Genomic DNA, 14,690 nt, shown 5'->3' with positions numbered 1-14,690 from the left:
TCCAGTTATTGTACCGCGAGCGTCGTCGACGCTCGCGGCCTTTTTTGGTCGAGATTTTTTGCTCGAGCGGTGAACGAACGGAGTGAGTGAACCCGAGAGGAAAAACGGTCGTTAGAGGTAGTCGATCGCTGGCGGCAGCTCGAGCTTCATGCCCTTGCGCTCTCGGATCTCCATGATCTTGTCGCGCTGGAGGGAGTTGGACATGACCTCGAAGCCGGCGTTCTCGGTGTTCCAGGAGGCGCGGCCCTCGGTCGCGGAGCGGATGTCGCTCGCGAAGCCGATCATCTCGCCGACGGGTGCGATACCCTCGACGACCATGAGGTCGCCTTCCTGGTACATGTCGTCGACGCGGCCACGGCGGCCCTGAATCTCGCCGGAGGCAGCGCCCATGTGGTCGTTGGGAACGTCGATACGGGCGTCCTGCATCGGCTCGAGGATCTTGATCTGCCCGTCGATCAGCGCCTTGTGGACGGCGTTCCGGGTCGCGGGAATGACCTGTGCCGGACCGCGGTGGATCGTGTCCTCGTGGAGTCGCGCGTCGTGCAGGCGGACGAGCGTCCCCTGAACCGGCTCGTTCGCGAGCGGACCGTTGTCGAGGGCCTCCTCGAGTCCCTCGATGAACAGCTCCATCGTCTCGTTCAAGTGCTGGATACCCTTCGTCTGGTCCAGCAGGATGTTCGAGCCGTGGATGTGTTCGACTTCCTGCGAGTCGTCCTTGTCCATGCCGGCGTCCTGGAGCGCCTCGCGGCGTTCCTGCTCGGGCATGTCCATCGACGCCTCTCCCTTCTTGATCGTGTCGACGACGTCCTCCGGCAGCGGCTCGACGGAGATGTAGAAGCGGTTGTGGCGGTTGGGCGAGATACCTTCGACCTGATCGCTCGCGCGCTGGATCGCTTCCCGGTAGACGACGATCGGTTCGCCGGTGTTGACCGGGATCCCCTGGTTCTTCTCGATACGCTGGGTGATGACCTCGAGGTGGAGTTCACCCTGTCCGGAGATCAGGTGCTCGCCGGTGTCCTCGTTGATCGTAATCTGGATCGTGGGGTCCTCCTTGGACACTTGTCGAAGGGTCTCGATGAGCTTCGGCAGGTCGTCCATCGTCTGGGCCTCCACGCTCTTGGTGATGACCGGTTCCGAGATGTGTTCGATCGTCTCGAACGGCGTCATCTCGATACTCGAGACCGTCGAGCCGGCGATGGCGTCCTTGAGGCCGGTGACGGCGGCGATGTTTCCGGCGGGAACGTGATCGACTTCCTCGCGTTCGCCACCCATGTAGATCCCGACGGACTGGACGCGGTTCTTGCCCGCGGTCCCGGAGACGTACAGCTCCTGGCCCTTCTCGAGGGAGCCCGAGAAGACGCGGCCGGAGGCGACTTCGCCGGCGTGGGGGTCCATCGCGATGTCGGTGACCATGAAGACGACTTCGCCGTCCTCATTGACGAGTCGCATCGATTCGGCGAGTTCGGACTCCTCGTCACCGCGCCAGATGCGCGGGATACGCCGGGGCTGGGCGTCGACCGGGTTCGGGAAGTGCTCACAGACCATGTCGAGCACGACGTCCGACAACGGCGTCCGCTCGTGGAGTTCCTGGCGCTCGTCGTTGCGCTCGAGTTCCATGATTTCGCCGAAGTCCATCCCGGTGCGCTGCATCGAGGGCATGGAGACGCCCCACTTGTACAGCGCGGAACCGAAGCCGACGGTGCCGTCCTCGACGGAGACGGTCCAGTCGTCGATGTCGTCTCGCTCCTCGGTCATCCCGCGGATGAGCTCGTTGACGTCGTGGATGACCGACAGGAGTCGGTTCTGCATCTCTTCGGGTCCTTCCTGCAGTTCGGAGATCAGGCGGTCGACCTTGTTGATAAACAGGGTCGGCTTGACGCCCTCTCGGAGCGCCTGTCGGAGCACCGTCTCGGTCTGGGGCATGGCCCCTTCGACGGCGTCGACGACGACGAGCGCACCGTCGACGGCGCGCATCGCTCGGGTGACGTCGCCACCGAAGTCGACGTGGCCCGGCGTGTCGATGAGGTTGATGAGGTGGTTCGTTCCCTCGTACTCGTGGGTCATCGAAACGTTCGCCGCGTCGATGGTGATCCCGCGCTCCTGCTCGTCTTCTTCCGTGTCCATCGCGAGCTGTTCACCGGCAGTCTCATCGGAGATCATGCCGGCACCGGCGAGGAGGTTGTCAGAAAGTGTCGTTTTCCCGTGGTCGACGTGAGCGGCGATGGCGATGTTCCGGATGTTCTCCGGTTCGTCCATCAGCCGTTCACACTCTTGGACGATCTTCTTGCGTCGGCCCATATATACCCCATTACCGCCAGCGGGGTCAAAAGGGTAGTGTTTCGTCGCCGCCGGAATTCGTCGTCTTTCCCGGTTTGAACGTTTGAATATCCAATTTGGGTGAGTGAATCCCACTCATAATGTGATACGGTCTGCTATCAGTCAGTTCCAGCGCGACCGCAGGCCGGTTCGAGCCGGTACATCGGGACGGCAAACCGTCTGAGACACCCGGTCCACGGTGTCGCGACCGCACGATCGCGGAACACCGGGATCCGCACTCACATCGACACCGTAGCCGTGCGGAGGGCAAGCAGAATCCACCGAAAGTCACCGCAGATCTGATCGCACGGCTACAGTTCGATCAGTCTGTGAATAGTTGCAGTGGCCACTGCTCTTCGCTCGCTTGGCGGCCCGATTCACCCGCGTGCAATCGCACGCAAGAGTCAAATCCCGTCGGCTCTTGCTAGTATCACACATGGATATCCGCGTTCAGGGGCCGGGCCCGACCTCTCCATTCCTCAGCGCCCGCGACCTCTTCGAAACCGAACACGACCTCTCGTTGCCGGTCTACGTCCACCTCCGCGACGATCCGGACGAACGAACCTGGGCCGCCCACGACGACGATCGCCACGTGCTCAACATCTCGAGGCAAGCCGCCTCGTCGGCGATGGCCCGCGAACTCGCCCTTCACGAGTTCGCACACATGGCTCGCCACGAGCAGCGACACCCCTCCCATATCCAGTCGACCGAAGAAGTGCTTTACCTCGCGCTGGCCGGCAAGAGCGTCGAACGGCGCAAACTCTCACACTGCTATCAGATCGCAAACCACATGAAAGACATCTACGCCGACGACATCACGCTCTCGGTCGGTCCCGGCGAGAAACTGCTCTCCTTCCTCGAGTCGAGCCTCGCCGCGGCGGTCGCCGACCGGCCCGAAACGCCGCCCCGGCCCGGCCTCCAGCGCCTCTCCGCGAGCGCCGATCCAGAGATCACGGCCGTGAACGCCGCGTTCGCGCTGGCTCTCGCAGAACGACACGATCTCGTCGACAGGGACCACCGGCTTTACGACCTCGCGCACGCGGCCGCGATGGATGCACCAAAGGTCGACTTCGAGGCGTTCAAACGGCGGTTCCGAGAGCTCGCACGGGAACCCGACACGAGTTCCTACCGGCAGGTGCTCGTCGATGCGACCCGGGCGTACGTCGGCGGCAAGGGACCCGCGGCGGACTGAGACGGTTCGCCGTCCCAGTGTACCGGCGCGACCGCGAGTCCTGCCTGCGGTCGCGCCGGAACTGACTGACAGCTAACCGTATGATTCGTCACGACCCGAATCGCGACGGTGAGCGGTGTGATCGGGGGACTCGAGCGGGTACCAGAGACGGCGGTTCGTCGAAGCGTTGTCCGTACCCCTCCACCCGAACATTTATTGTTTGAGGGAATAAAGCCGTGGAACATACTAGTGATGCTCTCGGGAACGGACTGTGAGGGGACGAACGGGGACGGCTTCTCCGACGAGCTAACGCGGTTGAAACGCCAGGGAGCGAGCGTTCTCGTCGTGGGCTCCGTTCAGTCCGACCAGCGTCGAGATACCTGTCAACGGCTGCTGGGTTGTGGGGCCAGCCGTGTCCGGCGACGCGTCCTGGTCTCGACGACCGGCGAACCGCACCTCCTCACGCACGCCGTCGACGACGGTCGTTCGGAGACGCTTTCGGTTATCACCTACAACGCGCAGGCGCGCAGTGCCGCGGCGACCGCTCCGGGTGCTTCGCCATCGATCGAACCGTCGACGACCGATGTCGATACCCTCGCCGACCTCGGCATCGCCATCTCGAGTGCGATCGAGTCCTTCGAAACCGCCGCCGACGCGCTCGAGCCGTCCGAGGTCAGGGTCGGAATCGATTCGTTGCTCCCCCTCCTCGAGGAGTACGGCAGACAGCGAATGTTCAAGTTCCTGCATTTGATCAACGGCCGAACGAGGGACATCGACGGAATGGTGCACTACCACCTGCCTGTCGAACGGGACGCACAGGTCGTTCCAATCCTCTCGCCGCTTTTCGACGTGATCGTCGAGCTTCGAGAGCAAAACGACGGCTATCAGGAGCGGTGGGAGATCGACGACGGGGCCTACAGTTCCGGCTGGCTGCCGATCGATTCGGAGTAACGGTCAGTCGCTGGGCTGTCGGTCCGGCCTCGGGAACAGCCACAAGCGATTCCAGAGACGCCCTATGAGCCACTCATCCGTTTCAATGAAACCGAAATTCGAGCCAACAGACGCTGGGATCGAGATAATCGATCCGATCGAACGACACCGATATCGGCTGACGATGAACGAGCCGGTTTCGCTCGAGTCAGCGTCTGTCGATCAAATTGGATTCCCAATTGATGCAGCGGTAACGGTTACAACTGATTCAATCACACTGCCGACTACTGACCAAGTCCTCGTTCGTAATTCAGAGAAGACGATGGTAGCAAAAGTTCGCCCGAGAGAACAGAAGGAACTCTCATACGGCGAGTATACGCTAGATATATCGGGACCAATGAAGGTCTACGCGGATGTTAATAGCTCAGCCTATATTTATTCAGATAGCGACCAAACGTACATCGATTTCGGGGATGCAACGCAGGTTATTCTGGGTGTACGATCATTCCACCAGCGACCGGCAGGGACGATTAAAACGACAACCGACCCGACGGACGTTATGTCGGCGGTGTCTGCCTTTGGTTCAGCGTTAAAAACAACGAACCCAGAACGAACCTATCCGACACTTCGTGGACATCCGCCTCGTCTCGAAATTGGTGATGAATTGTATATTCCTGAGAAATTCGACAAGGACGAAGCAGGGATCCGCATAGAGATTCCTGCGACGCTTCGAAATGCATTCGTGGCTGCACCGTTGGCGTACTATCTTAACGCAGATGTAGTTCCGGGTACGAACCCTGAGCTAGCCACCAACTCTGGCTATAGATACTCATTAAATTGCCAAAACGGCTTCGATATAGCAGTCGAACGAGTATTGAGACAGATATTCTTTCTCGACTGCGTCGTTCGCACGGAGGGAACAGCCCCCTTTCCACTGCACGAACGCGAGATGGTCGAATCAGTCCTCGAGTTTGATCCCAAGGTTGCGTACAATCAACCACTTGTTGAACGGGTAGAGACATTTCTCGAGGTTTCATACACTACTTTGGAACCGTATCTCCCTAACTGGCAACTGGAGACGCAATTTGAACCGACTGCAGAGTACATCCAATTTCTCCCGTTCGCCACCAATGACCTCGCGATCATCAAAATTCAGGAAGGATCTGATAATCAATCACTAGCAGATCCAGTAGCGGAAAAAGCAATCAACAAATTTACTCGACATAGTGATGATTTCGTTCGAAGTACGAGTTCTCACACTACTCGCGGAAATAAGACTATATCTCAGTCCAGTAACCCATCACAACTACCGACGATTCTACAATCATGGACTGGGATAAATGGTACGGAAATAACTAGTACAGCACCATTGGTAGCATACGAAAACAGCATCGGACGGGCACCAAAAGACGGTCCTATTGAGATTGAGGTTATCTGTAATGACCCCGATATGAGAGAGGAGCTCGAGAGTGTCAATGGAACATACGGAACCAGGGAAGAACTGCCATTTGAAACAACTATTCACTACGAACTTACTACAGCTGCTCTTACAGAGGTACTTGCGAGGGACAGTGATTTTCTGCATTATATCGGCCATATCGATATAGAGGGTTTCCAATGTTCAGATGGAAAACTAAATGCCGCGACGGTTGACGCGGTCGGTGCAAAGGCATTTCTACTAAATGCATGTCAATCTCATGATCAGGGATTGCATCTCGTTAAATCCGGAAGTATCGGTGGAATAGTGACGCTTGGTAACGTTGTCAATAGTGGTGCAGTGAGGATAGGAAGCCTCATTGCTCGATTGCTAAACCTCGGATTTCCGCTCTACGGTGCACTTGATATCGCTCGTCAGGAAAGTGTTGTTGGACAACAGTATCGTATGGTCGGTGACGCACGAACGACGATCGCGCAGTCAGAAACCCGAATACCAAATGCATGTATAGTGAAAGGGGAAAAGGAAGACACTGCTGTTGATGTTATTCCATATATATCAGCAGAAATGAGGAGAGGTGGTGTTTTTTCCCCTTATTTGGAGTCAGTCGACTTGTACAAAGTGATCCCACACACTATGACAGATATATCAGTAACTAGTCCGGAACTGGAAAAATTTTATAACGAGGGAAAATTTCCCGTGTTACTCAACGGGAAAGTTCGGTGGAGTGATGAGTTGCTGTCTACTAATATCTAGTTTCAGGGGCCCATGAAGACAGCACTGTTTGCAGCTGCGACATTCCCCGCCTGTGCCAGCAACAGCAGAATCGTGAACAGGCCGCCAATCATTCGTGGATGGTTCTTCAAGTACTGTGTAATGTCCGTCATGGTACACTCGGATAATAGTACCACACTATGATGAATTTATTTTAATATAATATACAGAGGATAGATAATACCAATATGATGGACTACTGATTGAAATTATATTGAAAGAACTGTCCTTACATCAAATACAAATTGTCCCATAATAGCACCAATCTCAGTACGGCCTCGAGCCGCTGTACTACCACTCGAGCACTGATCAACGCGCTCTTCCACACGAGGGGCCGAGGAGAGAGCGGGCTGAAAAGCGATGGCGCTCGACGGATGGGGAATCGGCCGAAAAACGAATCGATAACTCCCGTTAGCGGGCGGCTGCCGCGACGCGCTCTTTCTCTTCTTTCTGACTGACGGCGTACGTCTGGACGTCGTAGTTGGCCGCGCCGATGAGCTGGTTGGCGATGGCCTCCTCGACGTCCGTCGTCGTCTTGAACGACGCGTTGTAGACGCCCTCCGAGAGGAACTTCAGGGCCTGGTCGACACGACGCTGCGGGGCGACGTCGACGGCCTTCGGGACCGAAATCCCGCCGTACTTCAGGCGGACGGTCTCCTCCCGCGGGGCCGCGTTCTCGACTGCGGTCACGAGCACCTGAATGGGATTCTCCTCGGTTTGCTCGTGAATGAGCTCGAACGCATCACGGACGTGGTTAAGCGACTGCTGTTTCTTGCCCGTGTTCTCCTCGGTCTGCATCAAGCGGTTGATGAAGCGCTCGACGATCGAGATCTGGGACTTCTTGAACTGCTTGCCGGCGTGGCGACCCGCGGTGTGAGCGACGGGAGTCACCGTGATGTAGCGCTCGGTCGAGGGATCGGCGTACTCGAGTTCGCCGATTTCCCACGTGCCAAAGAGCTTCGCCGAAACGTCTGCGCCACCGGCCGGTGCGTCCGGTTCCGGTTGATCTTCTGCAGCCATGATTATCGCACCGGTTTTTCAGCGTTCCCGCGAACGAGTTCTTTCAGTGCGACGCCGTTGACCTTGTCGACCTTGTAGTTGACACCGGAGAGGTCGCCCATCGCACGACCCTTCGCCCCACCGATCCCGGCGATGGTGACTTCGTCGTGTTCGTCGATGAACGAGATGGCACCGTCACCGGGACAGAACGCGGTGACCTGCTTGCCGTTCTTGATCAGCTGCACTCGGACGCACTTTCGGATCGCCGAGTTGGGCTGTTTGGCCTCGATGCCGACCTTTTCGAGTACGATACCGCGAGCCTGCGGTGCGCCCTCGAGCGGGTCAGACTTCTCGCGAAGTCCGCGGGCGCGTCGCGCGTAGTCAGAGTCGGACCACCGCTGATTCTGGCGGTCCTTCTTGAGCTTCCGCGCGGCATATTTGCCGTTTGCCATGGGAGTCGGTATCCGACGAAGGCACTTAAGCGACCCGTTTCGACTCCGCGTGACGGCTCGAGATCGCTTTAGATGTGGCGTTCGCCGACTCTGCGGACGTTTCGTTGACTCGAGTTACGCCCGGAGCGCGGGTTAGCGGCGTTCGGCGGATGAGAGGTTCCCGAACGCGAGTCGGTGCGAGATCGCACTGATCGCACACGGAGCGACGGGCGACCGGGCGAGGACGACGGAAAATCAGAGTAATTGGATGTCGTCGATCCCGAAGTGACGATTTGCGAGCGTCCGGGCGGCGTCGATCGTCCGGCCGTTCGTTCCGATCGCGACGCCGTGGTCGTCTTCGGCGACCTCGACGTAGGCGACCGTATCGTCGTTTTCGCTGATGGTGACGTTGTAGACGGCCGCTGGCGCGAGAACGTTTGCGACGAACGCCTCGGGATCGTCCGCGCCTTCGACGAGACGAACCTGCGCATCGACCCGGTCCTCGAATCGCTGGACAGTCCGACCGCCGGGGCCGATCGCCTCGCTCATTCCGCCGCGTTCGACGACGATCAAGAGCCGGTTACCGCTCTCGGTGACGAGACAGTCCCGACCGTCGACGCCGGTCACGTCCTCGAATGCACCGAGATACTGGCGGGCGTCGTCGTCGAGGGTAACACCCATCGATCAGTCGGCCTGACCGCTCCCGGAGGTGGTCGATCCCATCCGGAGATCGACATCGCCGGTGCCGAGCTTGATCGGCTTGCCGACGATGACGTTCTCCGTGACGCCGTCGAGATCGTCGATCTCGCCGTGGATCGCGGCGTTGAGCAGGTGGTTGACCGTCACCTCGAACGCCGCGCGTGCCAGCACCGAATCCTTCGAGCCCGAGATGCCGTGGCGGCCGATCGACTCGACCTCGCCGCGATTGGTCATCATGTCCGCGACGAGCATCAAGTGCCGGACGTTCACGTCGTCCAGTCCCTGCTCGGCGAGCGTGTTGTTGGTCTCCTCGATGATCGCTTCGCGGGCGGCCTCGATGCCGAGATTGCGGTGGATCTCGTGGATATTGTTACACGTCGTCCGCGAGGCATCGACGCCCTCGATATCGAGGGCGTCGCCGAAGGCCGATCCCTCGGTGTAGAGGACGAACTCCTCGCCGTCCTCGAGTTCCTCGCGTCGGATGACGACGCGGGAGACCTCTTCGATCCCCTTGAACGTGATCTCGCGGAGCTCTTCGACGAGCTGGAGGAGATCGCGGTAGGACGGTTCTTCGGGGCCGAACTCGATGTTGGTCCCCTGCTGAACCGTGCTGACGCCCAGGGAGTCCTCGATGATTTCGGCGACTTCCTCGGCCGTGATCAGGCGCTCGTCGAGCGTGTCCTTGTTCAGCGAGATCTGAACGCGCATGTCCGCGACGTTCGTCGAGACGTCGCCCAGTGCGAGGATCTTGGTCGCCTCGATGCTCCAGACGACCTCGTGGGCCTTCTCGCGTTCGGTCGCGTACTCGTCCTCGAGGTAGACGGTCATCATCGGCGTGTCCGGGGTCTTCCGGGCGTCGACCAGCTCGATCAGCCGGGGCAGCCCCTGGGTCACGTCGATCTCTGCGACACCCGCGTAGTGGAACGTGTTCATCGTCAGCTGGGTGCCGGGTTCGCCGATCGACTGGGCCGAAACCGTCCCGACGGGATCGAGCGGGGGAACTCGCGTGTTCAGATAGCGGGTCTCGACGGCCTTCGCGAGTTCGTCGGCTTCCTCGACGGTCGCCCCTTCACGGCTCTCGAGCGTGTCGTAAACCTCGTCTTTGAGTCGCCGTGGGAGATCGGTATCCTCGACGACTGCGACCGTGTCGTCGTCGACGTCGTAGTCGGCGCTAGTCATCCGAACTCACCCCCACGTCCTCGGCGAGGCGATCGTCGGCGTGTTCGGAGAGGTTCGTCGGCTGCGGTCTGGAGCCGAGGAACTCGTCGCGTTCCTCCTCGGAGTCGAACTCGGAGTCGAGCACCTGACTGGCGATGTGTTCGACGTCGATGTCGTTGTCGTCCCCGGAGGAGACTTTGACCGGCGACGTGCCGTCCTCGCCGAATTCGAACTGGACGATCGTGTCCGAGGTGTCTCGAACGGTGCCGTCGTACTGGGACTCGAGTTCGGAGAGAGCGTTGATCAGGCGACGCTGCAGGTAGCCGGACTTGGACGTACGGACTGCGGTATCGACCAGGCCCTCGCGACCGCCCATCGCGTGGAAGAAGAACTCCCGCGGGGTGAGCCCGCTCGTGTAGGAGTTCTCGACGAAGCCGTGGGCCTCCGCGGAGAGGTCGTTTGGCTCGTAGTGGCTGAGGGTTCGATCCTCGTACCCGCGATTGATCCGCTCGCCCCGAACCGCCTGCTGGCCGACCGCGCCGGCCATCTGTGTCAGGTTGAGCATCGACCCACGCGCACCGGAGTTGGCCATGACGACGGCGGGGTTGTCGTCCTGGAAGTGCTCGTCGGCGATGTTACCCGCGTTGTCACGCGCACGCGAGAGCGTCTGCATGATCTTCATCTCGAGGGTCTCGTCGATCGTCCGGCCGGGGAGACTCTCGAGTTCGCTGTTCTCGTAGGCTTCGATCAGCTCTTCGACGCGGTCGTTGGCGTCGTCGATCGTCTCGTCGATGCGAGACTGGGCTTCCCCGGGGATGGTCTCGTCGTCGATCCCGATCGAGAACCCGAAGTGCATGATCGCCCGCATCGCCAGCGTCGAAACTTCGTTGATGAAGATTCGCGCGCGGGTGTTGCCGTAGACCTTGGTGATCGTGTCGACGATCTCGCCGCCGAACTCCCCGACCTCGTCCTCGGCGATGGTTCCCTGAAGCAACTGGCCGCCCTCGATGACGACTTCGTCGCCGACGGTCCCCGTGAACTCGAGGTTCAGGTCGTCGGGCAGCAGTTCGGAGAAGACGTCGTAGCCGGTCCAGAACGGCGTTCCCTCGTCGTCGATCCCGCTCGGTTCCGGCAGTTCGTCGATCCGGGTGGCACGGAGCAGGTCCAGCGCCTGCGTCTCGTTGAATCGAGGGTTGTCGTGAGTGAGGAGGTACATCCCGGAGATGTGGTCCTGAATGGCCCCGATGATGTTCTCGCCGAAGCGGGGAGAGAGGATCTGTTCCTGGACGCGCATGAGGACGCGGGCCTCCGCGCGGGCCTCCTCGTTCTGGAGCGCGTGCATATTCATCTCGTCGCCGTCGAAGTCGGCGTTGTACGGCGGACAGACGACGGTGTTCAGCCGGAAGGTCTTGTACGGCATGACCACGACCTCGTGGGCCATGATCGACATCCGGTGGAGCGACGGCTGGCGGTTGAAGATGACGATGTCGCCGTCGATGAGGTGGCGATTGACCTCCCAGCCGGCCTCGACCTTCTCGGCGAGTTGTTCGCAGTTCTTCTCGGTCACCTTGAGCCGGCGGCCGTCCGGTCGGCGGACGTAGTTCGCGCCGGGGTGGCCCTCGGGGCCGTTCGAGACGAACCGGCGAGCGTCCTCTAAGTTGCGCTCGGTGACGTTCATCGTCTGAGTCATCTCCTTGGCGACGCGGTCGGGGACGCCGACCTCGTTGAGCGAGAGGGTCGGGTCCGGGGAGATGACGGTCCGGGCGGAGAAGTTCACGCGTTTACCCGAGAGCGAGCCCCGGAAGCGCCCCTCCTTGCCCTTCAGTCGCTGGGAGAGGGTCTTGAGGGGGCGACCGGAGCGGTGTCGGGCCGGCGGCGTTCCCGAAATCTCGTTGTCCATGAACGTCGTGACGTGGTACTGCAGCAGTTCCCAGAGGTCCTCGATGATCAGCTGGGGTGCGCCGGCCTCGCGGTTCTCCATGAACCGCTGGTTGATCCGGATGATGTCGACCAGCTTGTGCGTGAGGTCGTCCTCGGAGCGCTGGCCGTTGTCCAGCGTGATCGACGGTCGTGCGGTGACCGGCGGGACGGGGAGGACGGTGAGGATCATCCACTCGGGACGGGACCGCTCGGGGTTGATCCCCAGCACCTCGATGTCCTCGTCCGGAATGTTCTCGAACCAGTCCCGGATGTCGCTGGGCATCAGCTTGTTCGTGTCCTCCTCGGTCAGATCGATGTCGAGGGCCTTCTCGATGGCCTTGCGCTGACTCTCGCGCGGGCGGAACGAACCCGAGAGGATCTCGTTGACTCGCGTGAGTTCGATCTCGGTCTTCTCGGCGAGCTCGTCCGGCGTCGTTCGGTCGATCCCTTCCTCCTCGTCGCCCTGCATCGCGCCGGCGATGCGCTGGGAGTACTCGCTGGTGAGGACCTGCTGGACCTCGTAGTAGGTCGTCGGCTTCTCGTGGTCGATGTCGTACTGGATCTCGCCACAGAACGGGCAGCGGTCCTTCTTTCGAGCCTGCCGAATCGCGGCCTTCGTCACGTCGTTGAGATCCCGGCTCAGCTTCCGGGACTCGTCGAGTTGGCCGCGGAACTCGTCGCGTTCGTCCTCGGTGAGGAGGAGTTTCGAACACTCCCGGCAGGTCCCTCGCAGGAGCCGTCGGATGAGTTTCGTAAAGCCGACGTGGATGACGGGCGCGGCCAGTTCGATGTGACCGAAGTGGCCGTTACACGAGCCCGAGTGCTTCCCGCAGGTCTTGCACTCGAGGCCGGGGTCGATCACGCCGAGTCGGGGGTCCATCAACCCCATGTCGATGGGGAACCCGTCGTCGTCGTACGTGTCGGCGGTGATGATCTTCGTCGCGCTCATCTCCCGGTATTCCTCGGGCTCCATGAGCCCGAAGGAGATCGCTCCGATGTCTTTTGGTGTCGTATCTTGCATGGGTTAGACGGCGTCCTCCAGTTCGAGTCGCGGTGCGATACCCAGCGCCTTCATCTCGTCGAGCAGGAGCTTGAACGCGTAGCTCATCTCGATCTCGTGGATATCGGTCTCCTCGTCGCAGTTCGGACAGTAGACACGCCGTTGTTCGACGTTTTCGACCGCGCTCATCCCGCAGTTCGCACAGACGTGGATGAACTCGCGGTCGGACTCGTCGAGCAGTCGTTCCTTCAGCGTCATGGCCGCCCCGTGACCGATGAACACGTCGCGTTCCATCTCCCCGATACGGAGGCCACCTTCGCGGGCGCGGCCCTCCGTCGGCTGGCGAGTCAGCACCTGCACCGGCCCGCGAGAGCGGGCGTGCAGCTTGTTCGAGACCATGTGGTAGAGCTTCTGGTAGAAAATGACCCCGACGAAGATCTCGGCGTCGATCTTCTCGCCGGAGATCCCGGAGTACATGGTCTCCTTGCCGGCCGAATCGAAGCCGGCCTCTTCGAGCCCCTCGCGGAGCGCGTCCTTGTCCTCGCCGAGGAACGGCGTCCCGTCGACGCGTCGGCCCTCCATCGCGCCGAGTTTCCCGCCGATCATCTCGAGGATGTGGCCGACGGTCATCCGCGACGGCAGCGCGTGCGGATTAAGCACGAGGTCGGGGACGACGCCCTCCTCGGTGAAGGGCATGTCCTCCTGGGGCGCGAGGTGGCCGACGACCCCCTTCTGGCCGTGTCGCGACGCGAACTTGTCCCCGAGTTCGGGGATCCGCTCGTCGCGCACCGAGACCTTCGAGAGCTTCGAGCCGTCCTCGCCCTCCATCAGGGTGACGGTGTCGACGATCCCGGATTCGCCAGAGCGCATGGTGACGGAGGTCTCGCGTCGTTTCTGCGGCGAGAGTCCGCCCATGTCGTCGGGCTCTTCGAGGAATCGCGGCGGGCTCGTCTTCCCGAGCAGGACGGAGTTTTCGTCGACCGTCGTCTCGGGGTTGACGAGGCCGTCCTCGTCGAGGTGGGTGTACGCTTCCTCACCGCGAGCACCGCGGACGTCCTGACTCGGGATCTCGAAGCGGTCCTCCTGGCCACCGGGGTAGCGCCGTTCCTCGCCCTCGTAGGTACGGAAGAAGTGCGAGCGAGCGAGCGCTCGCTCGACGCTGGCCTTGTTCATGACCAGCGCGTCCTCGATGTTGAATCCCTCGTAGCTCATCACGGCGACGACGAAGTTCTGGGCCGCCGGCCGCTCGTCGTAGCCGATCTGCTCGGTCGTCTGGGTCTTCACCATCGAGAGCTGCGGGTAGTGCAGCAGGTGCTGGCGCGTGTCCGGCCGGATCCGGTAGTTTGCGCTCGGCAGCCCCAGCGACTGCTTGATCATCCCCGCCCCCATCGTAATGCGGGGCGAGGCGTTGTGCTCGGGGTAGGGAATCATCCCCGCACCGATCGAGAAGATCAGCGACGGGTCGATCTCGAGGTGCGTGTGTTTCTCGGTCAGACCGTCCTCGTCGACGGCGACGAGGATGTCCTCTTCCTCCTCGGCGTCGATGAACTCGATGTAGCCGTGATCGACCAGATCCTCGAACTCGAGGTCGCCGTCGGTGAGCGCCTCGATCTCCTGTTCGGAAATTCGCGGCTCGCCGTCCTCGACGACCAGCAGCGGCCGCCGCGCGCGGCCGGCGTCGGCGTTGACGATCACTTCGCGAGTCCGGTCTTTCACCGAGACGTTGACCATCTCGCTGACGTCGCCGATGCGTCGCGCTTCGCGGATCTGTTCGGCTAGTTCGTGCGGGTCGGGATGCGTCCCCACCAGCGACCCGTTGACGTAGACTTTCGCCTCTCGTTGTTGGCTGCTCATAAT

At 60.8% G+C, this 14,690-nt stretch carries 11 protein-coding genes; 3 read left to right on the top strand and 8 right to left on the bottom strand.

Annotated features, from left to right (window positions below; genetic code table 11):
* Positions 1-111: 111 nt before the first annotated feature.
* Positions 112-2,298 (bottom strand): elongation factor EF-2, encoded by a 2,187-nt coding sequence (locus AC0QDI_RS19485; RefSeq protein WP_474670997.1) that lies wholly within the window; start codon positions 2,296-2,298, stop codon positions 112-114.
* 454 nt (positions 2,299-2,752) lie between these two features.
* On the opposite strand from AC0QDI_RS19485, the gene AC0QDI_RS19480 reads away from it, so the two are divergent.
* From AC0QDI_RS19480 to AC0QDI_RS19470, 3 genes are all read left to right on the top strand, one after another.
* On the top strand, positions 2,753-3,508 hold the full coding sequence (locus tag AC0QDI_RS19480) for a DUF5781 family protein (protein WP_474670996.1): 756 nt from the start codon (positions 2,753-2,755) through the stop codon (positions 3,506-3,508).
* Positions 3,509-3,739: 231 nt separating this feature from the next.
* On the top strand, positions 3,740-4,438 hold the full coding sequence (locus AC0QDI_RS19475; RefSeq protein WP_474670995.1) for a DUF7504 family protein: 699 nt from the start codon (positions 3,740-3,742) through the stop codon (positions 4,436-4,438).
* A gap of 64 nt (positions 4,439-4,502) precedes the next feature.
* Entirely contained in the window at positions 4,503-6,608 is a 2,106-nt protein-coding gene (locus AC0QDI_RS19470) for a hypothetical protein (RefSeq protein WP_474670993.1), read from the top strand.
* Positions 6,609-6,610: 2 nt separating this feature from the next.
* Here the strand turns inward: AC0QDI_RS19470 and AC0QDI_RS19465 are convergent, their stop codons facing one another.
* The 7 genes from AC0QDI_RS19465 to rpoB all read right to left on the bottom strand — a co-directional run bounded on the left by AC0QDI_RS19465 (position 6,611) and on the right by rpoB (position 14,687).
* Positions 6,611-6,739 carry a DUF7503 family protein gene (locus AC0QDI_RS19465; RefSeq protein WP_474670991.1) on the bottom strand — a complete coding sequence of 43 codons (129 nt, stop codon included), beginning with the start codon at positions 6,737-6,739 and terminating at the stop codon, positions 6,611-6,613.
* A 298-nt stretch (positions 6,740-7,037) separates the two neighbouring features.
* Complete coding sequence (locus tag AC0QDI_RS19460; RefSeq protein WP_474670989.1) at positions 7,038-7,646, bottom strand: 30S ribosomal protein S7; 609 nt, start codon at positions 7,644-7,646, stop codon at positions 7,038-7,040.
* 2 nt (positions 7,647-7,648) lie between these two features.
* Positions 7,649-8,077 (bottom strand): 30S ribosomal protein S12, encoded by a 429-nt coding sequence (locus tag AC0QDI_RS19455; RefSeq protein WP_004267302.1) that lies wholly within the window; start codon positions 8,075-8,077, stop codon positions 7,649-7,651.
* Positions 8,078-8,311: 234 nt separating this feature from the next.
* Positions 8,312-8,737 carry a NusA-like transcription termination signal-binding factor gene (locus tag AC0QDI_RS19450; protein WP_474670986.1) on the bottom strand — a complete coding sequence of 142 codons (426 nt, stop codon included), beginning with the start codon at positions 8,735-8,737 and terminating at the stop codon, positions 8,312-8,314.
* 3 nt (positions 8,738-8,740) lie between these two features.
* Positions 8,741-9,934 (bottom strand): DNA-directed RNA polymerase subunit A'', encoded by a 1,194-nt coding sequence (rpoA2, locus tag AC0QDI_RS19445; protein ID WP_474670984.1) that lies wholly within the window; start codon positions 9,932-9,934, stop codon positions 8,741-8,743.
* Positions 9,927-12,854 (bottom strand): DNA-directed RNA polymerase subunit A', encoded by a 2,928-nt coding sequence (locus tag AC0QDI_RS19440; RefSeq protein ID WP_474670982.1) that lies wholly within the window; start codon positions 12,852-12,854, stop codon positions 9,927-9,929. The genes rpoA2 and AC0QDI_RS19440 overlap by 8 nt, the downstream gene beginning before the upstream one ends.
* A gap of 3 nt (positions 12,855-12,857) precedes the next feature.
* Positions 12,858-14,687, bottom strand: coding sequence for a DNA-directed RNA polymerase subunit B (gene rpoB / locus AC0QDI_RS19435; RefSeq protein WP_474670980.1), 1,830 nt, complete (start codon positions 14,685-14,687; stop codon positions 12,858-12,860).
* Between the last annotated feature and the right edge of the window lie 3 nt (positions 14,688-14,690).

The organism is Natrinema sp. LJW11 (assembly GCF_056135975.1).
The sequence above is the reverse complement of the archived record's forward strand: the minus strand, read 5'-3'. Positions and strand labels throughout refer to the sequence as shown.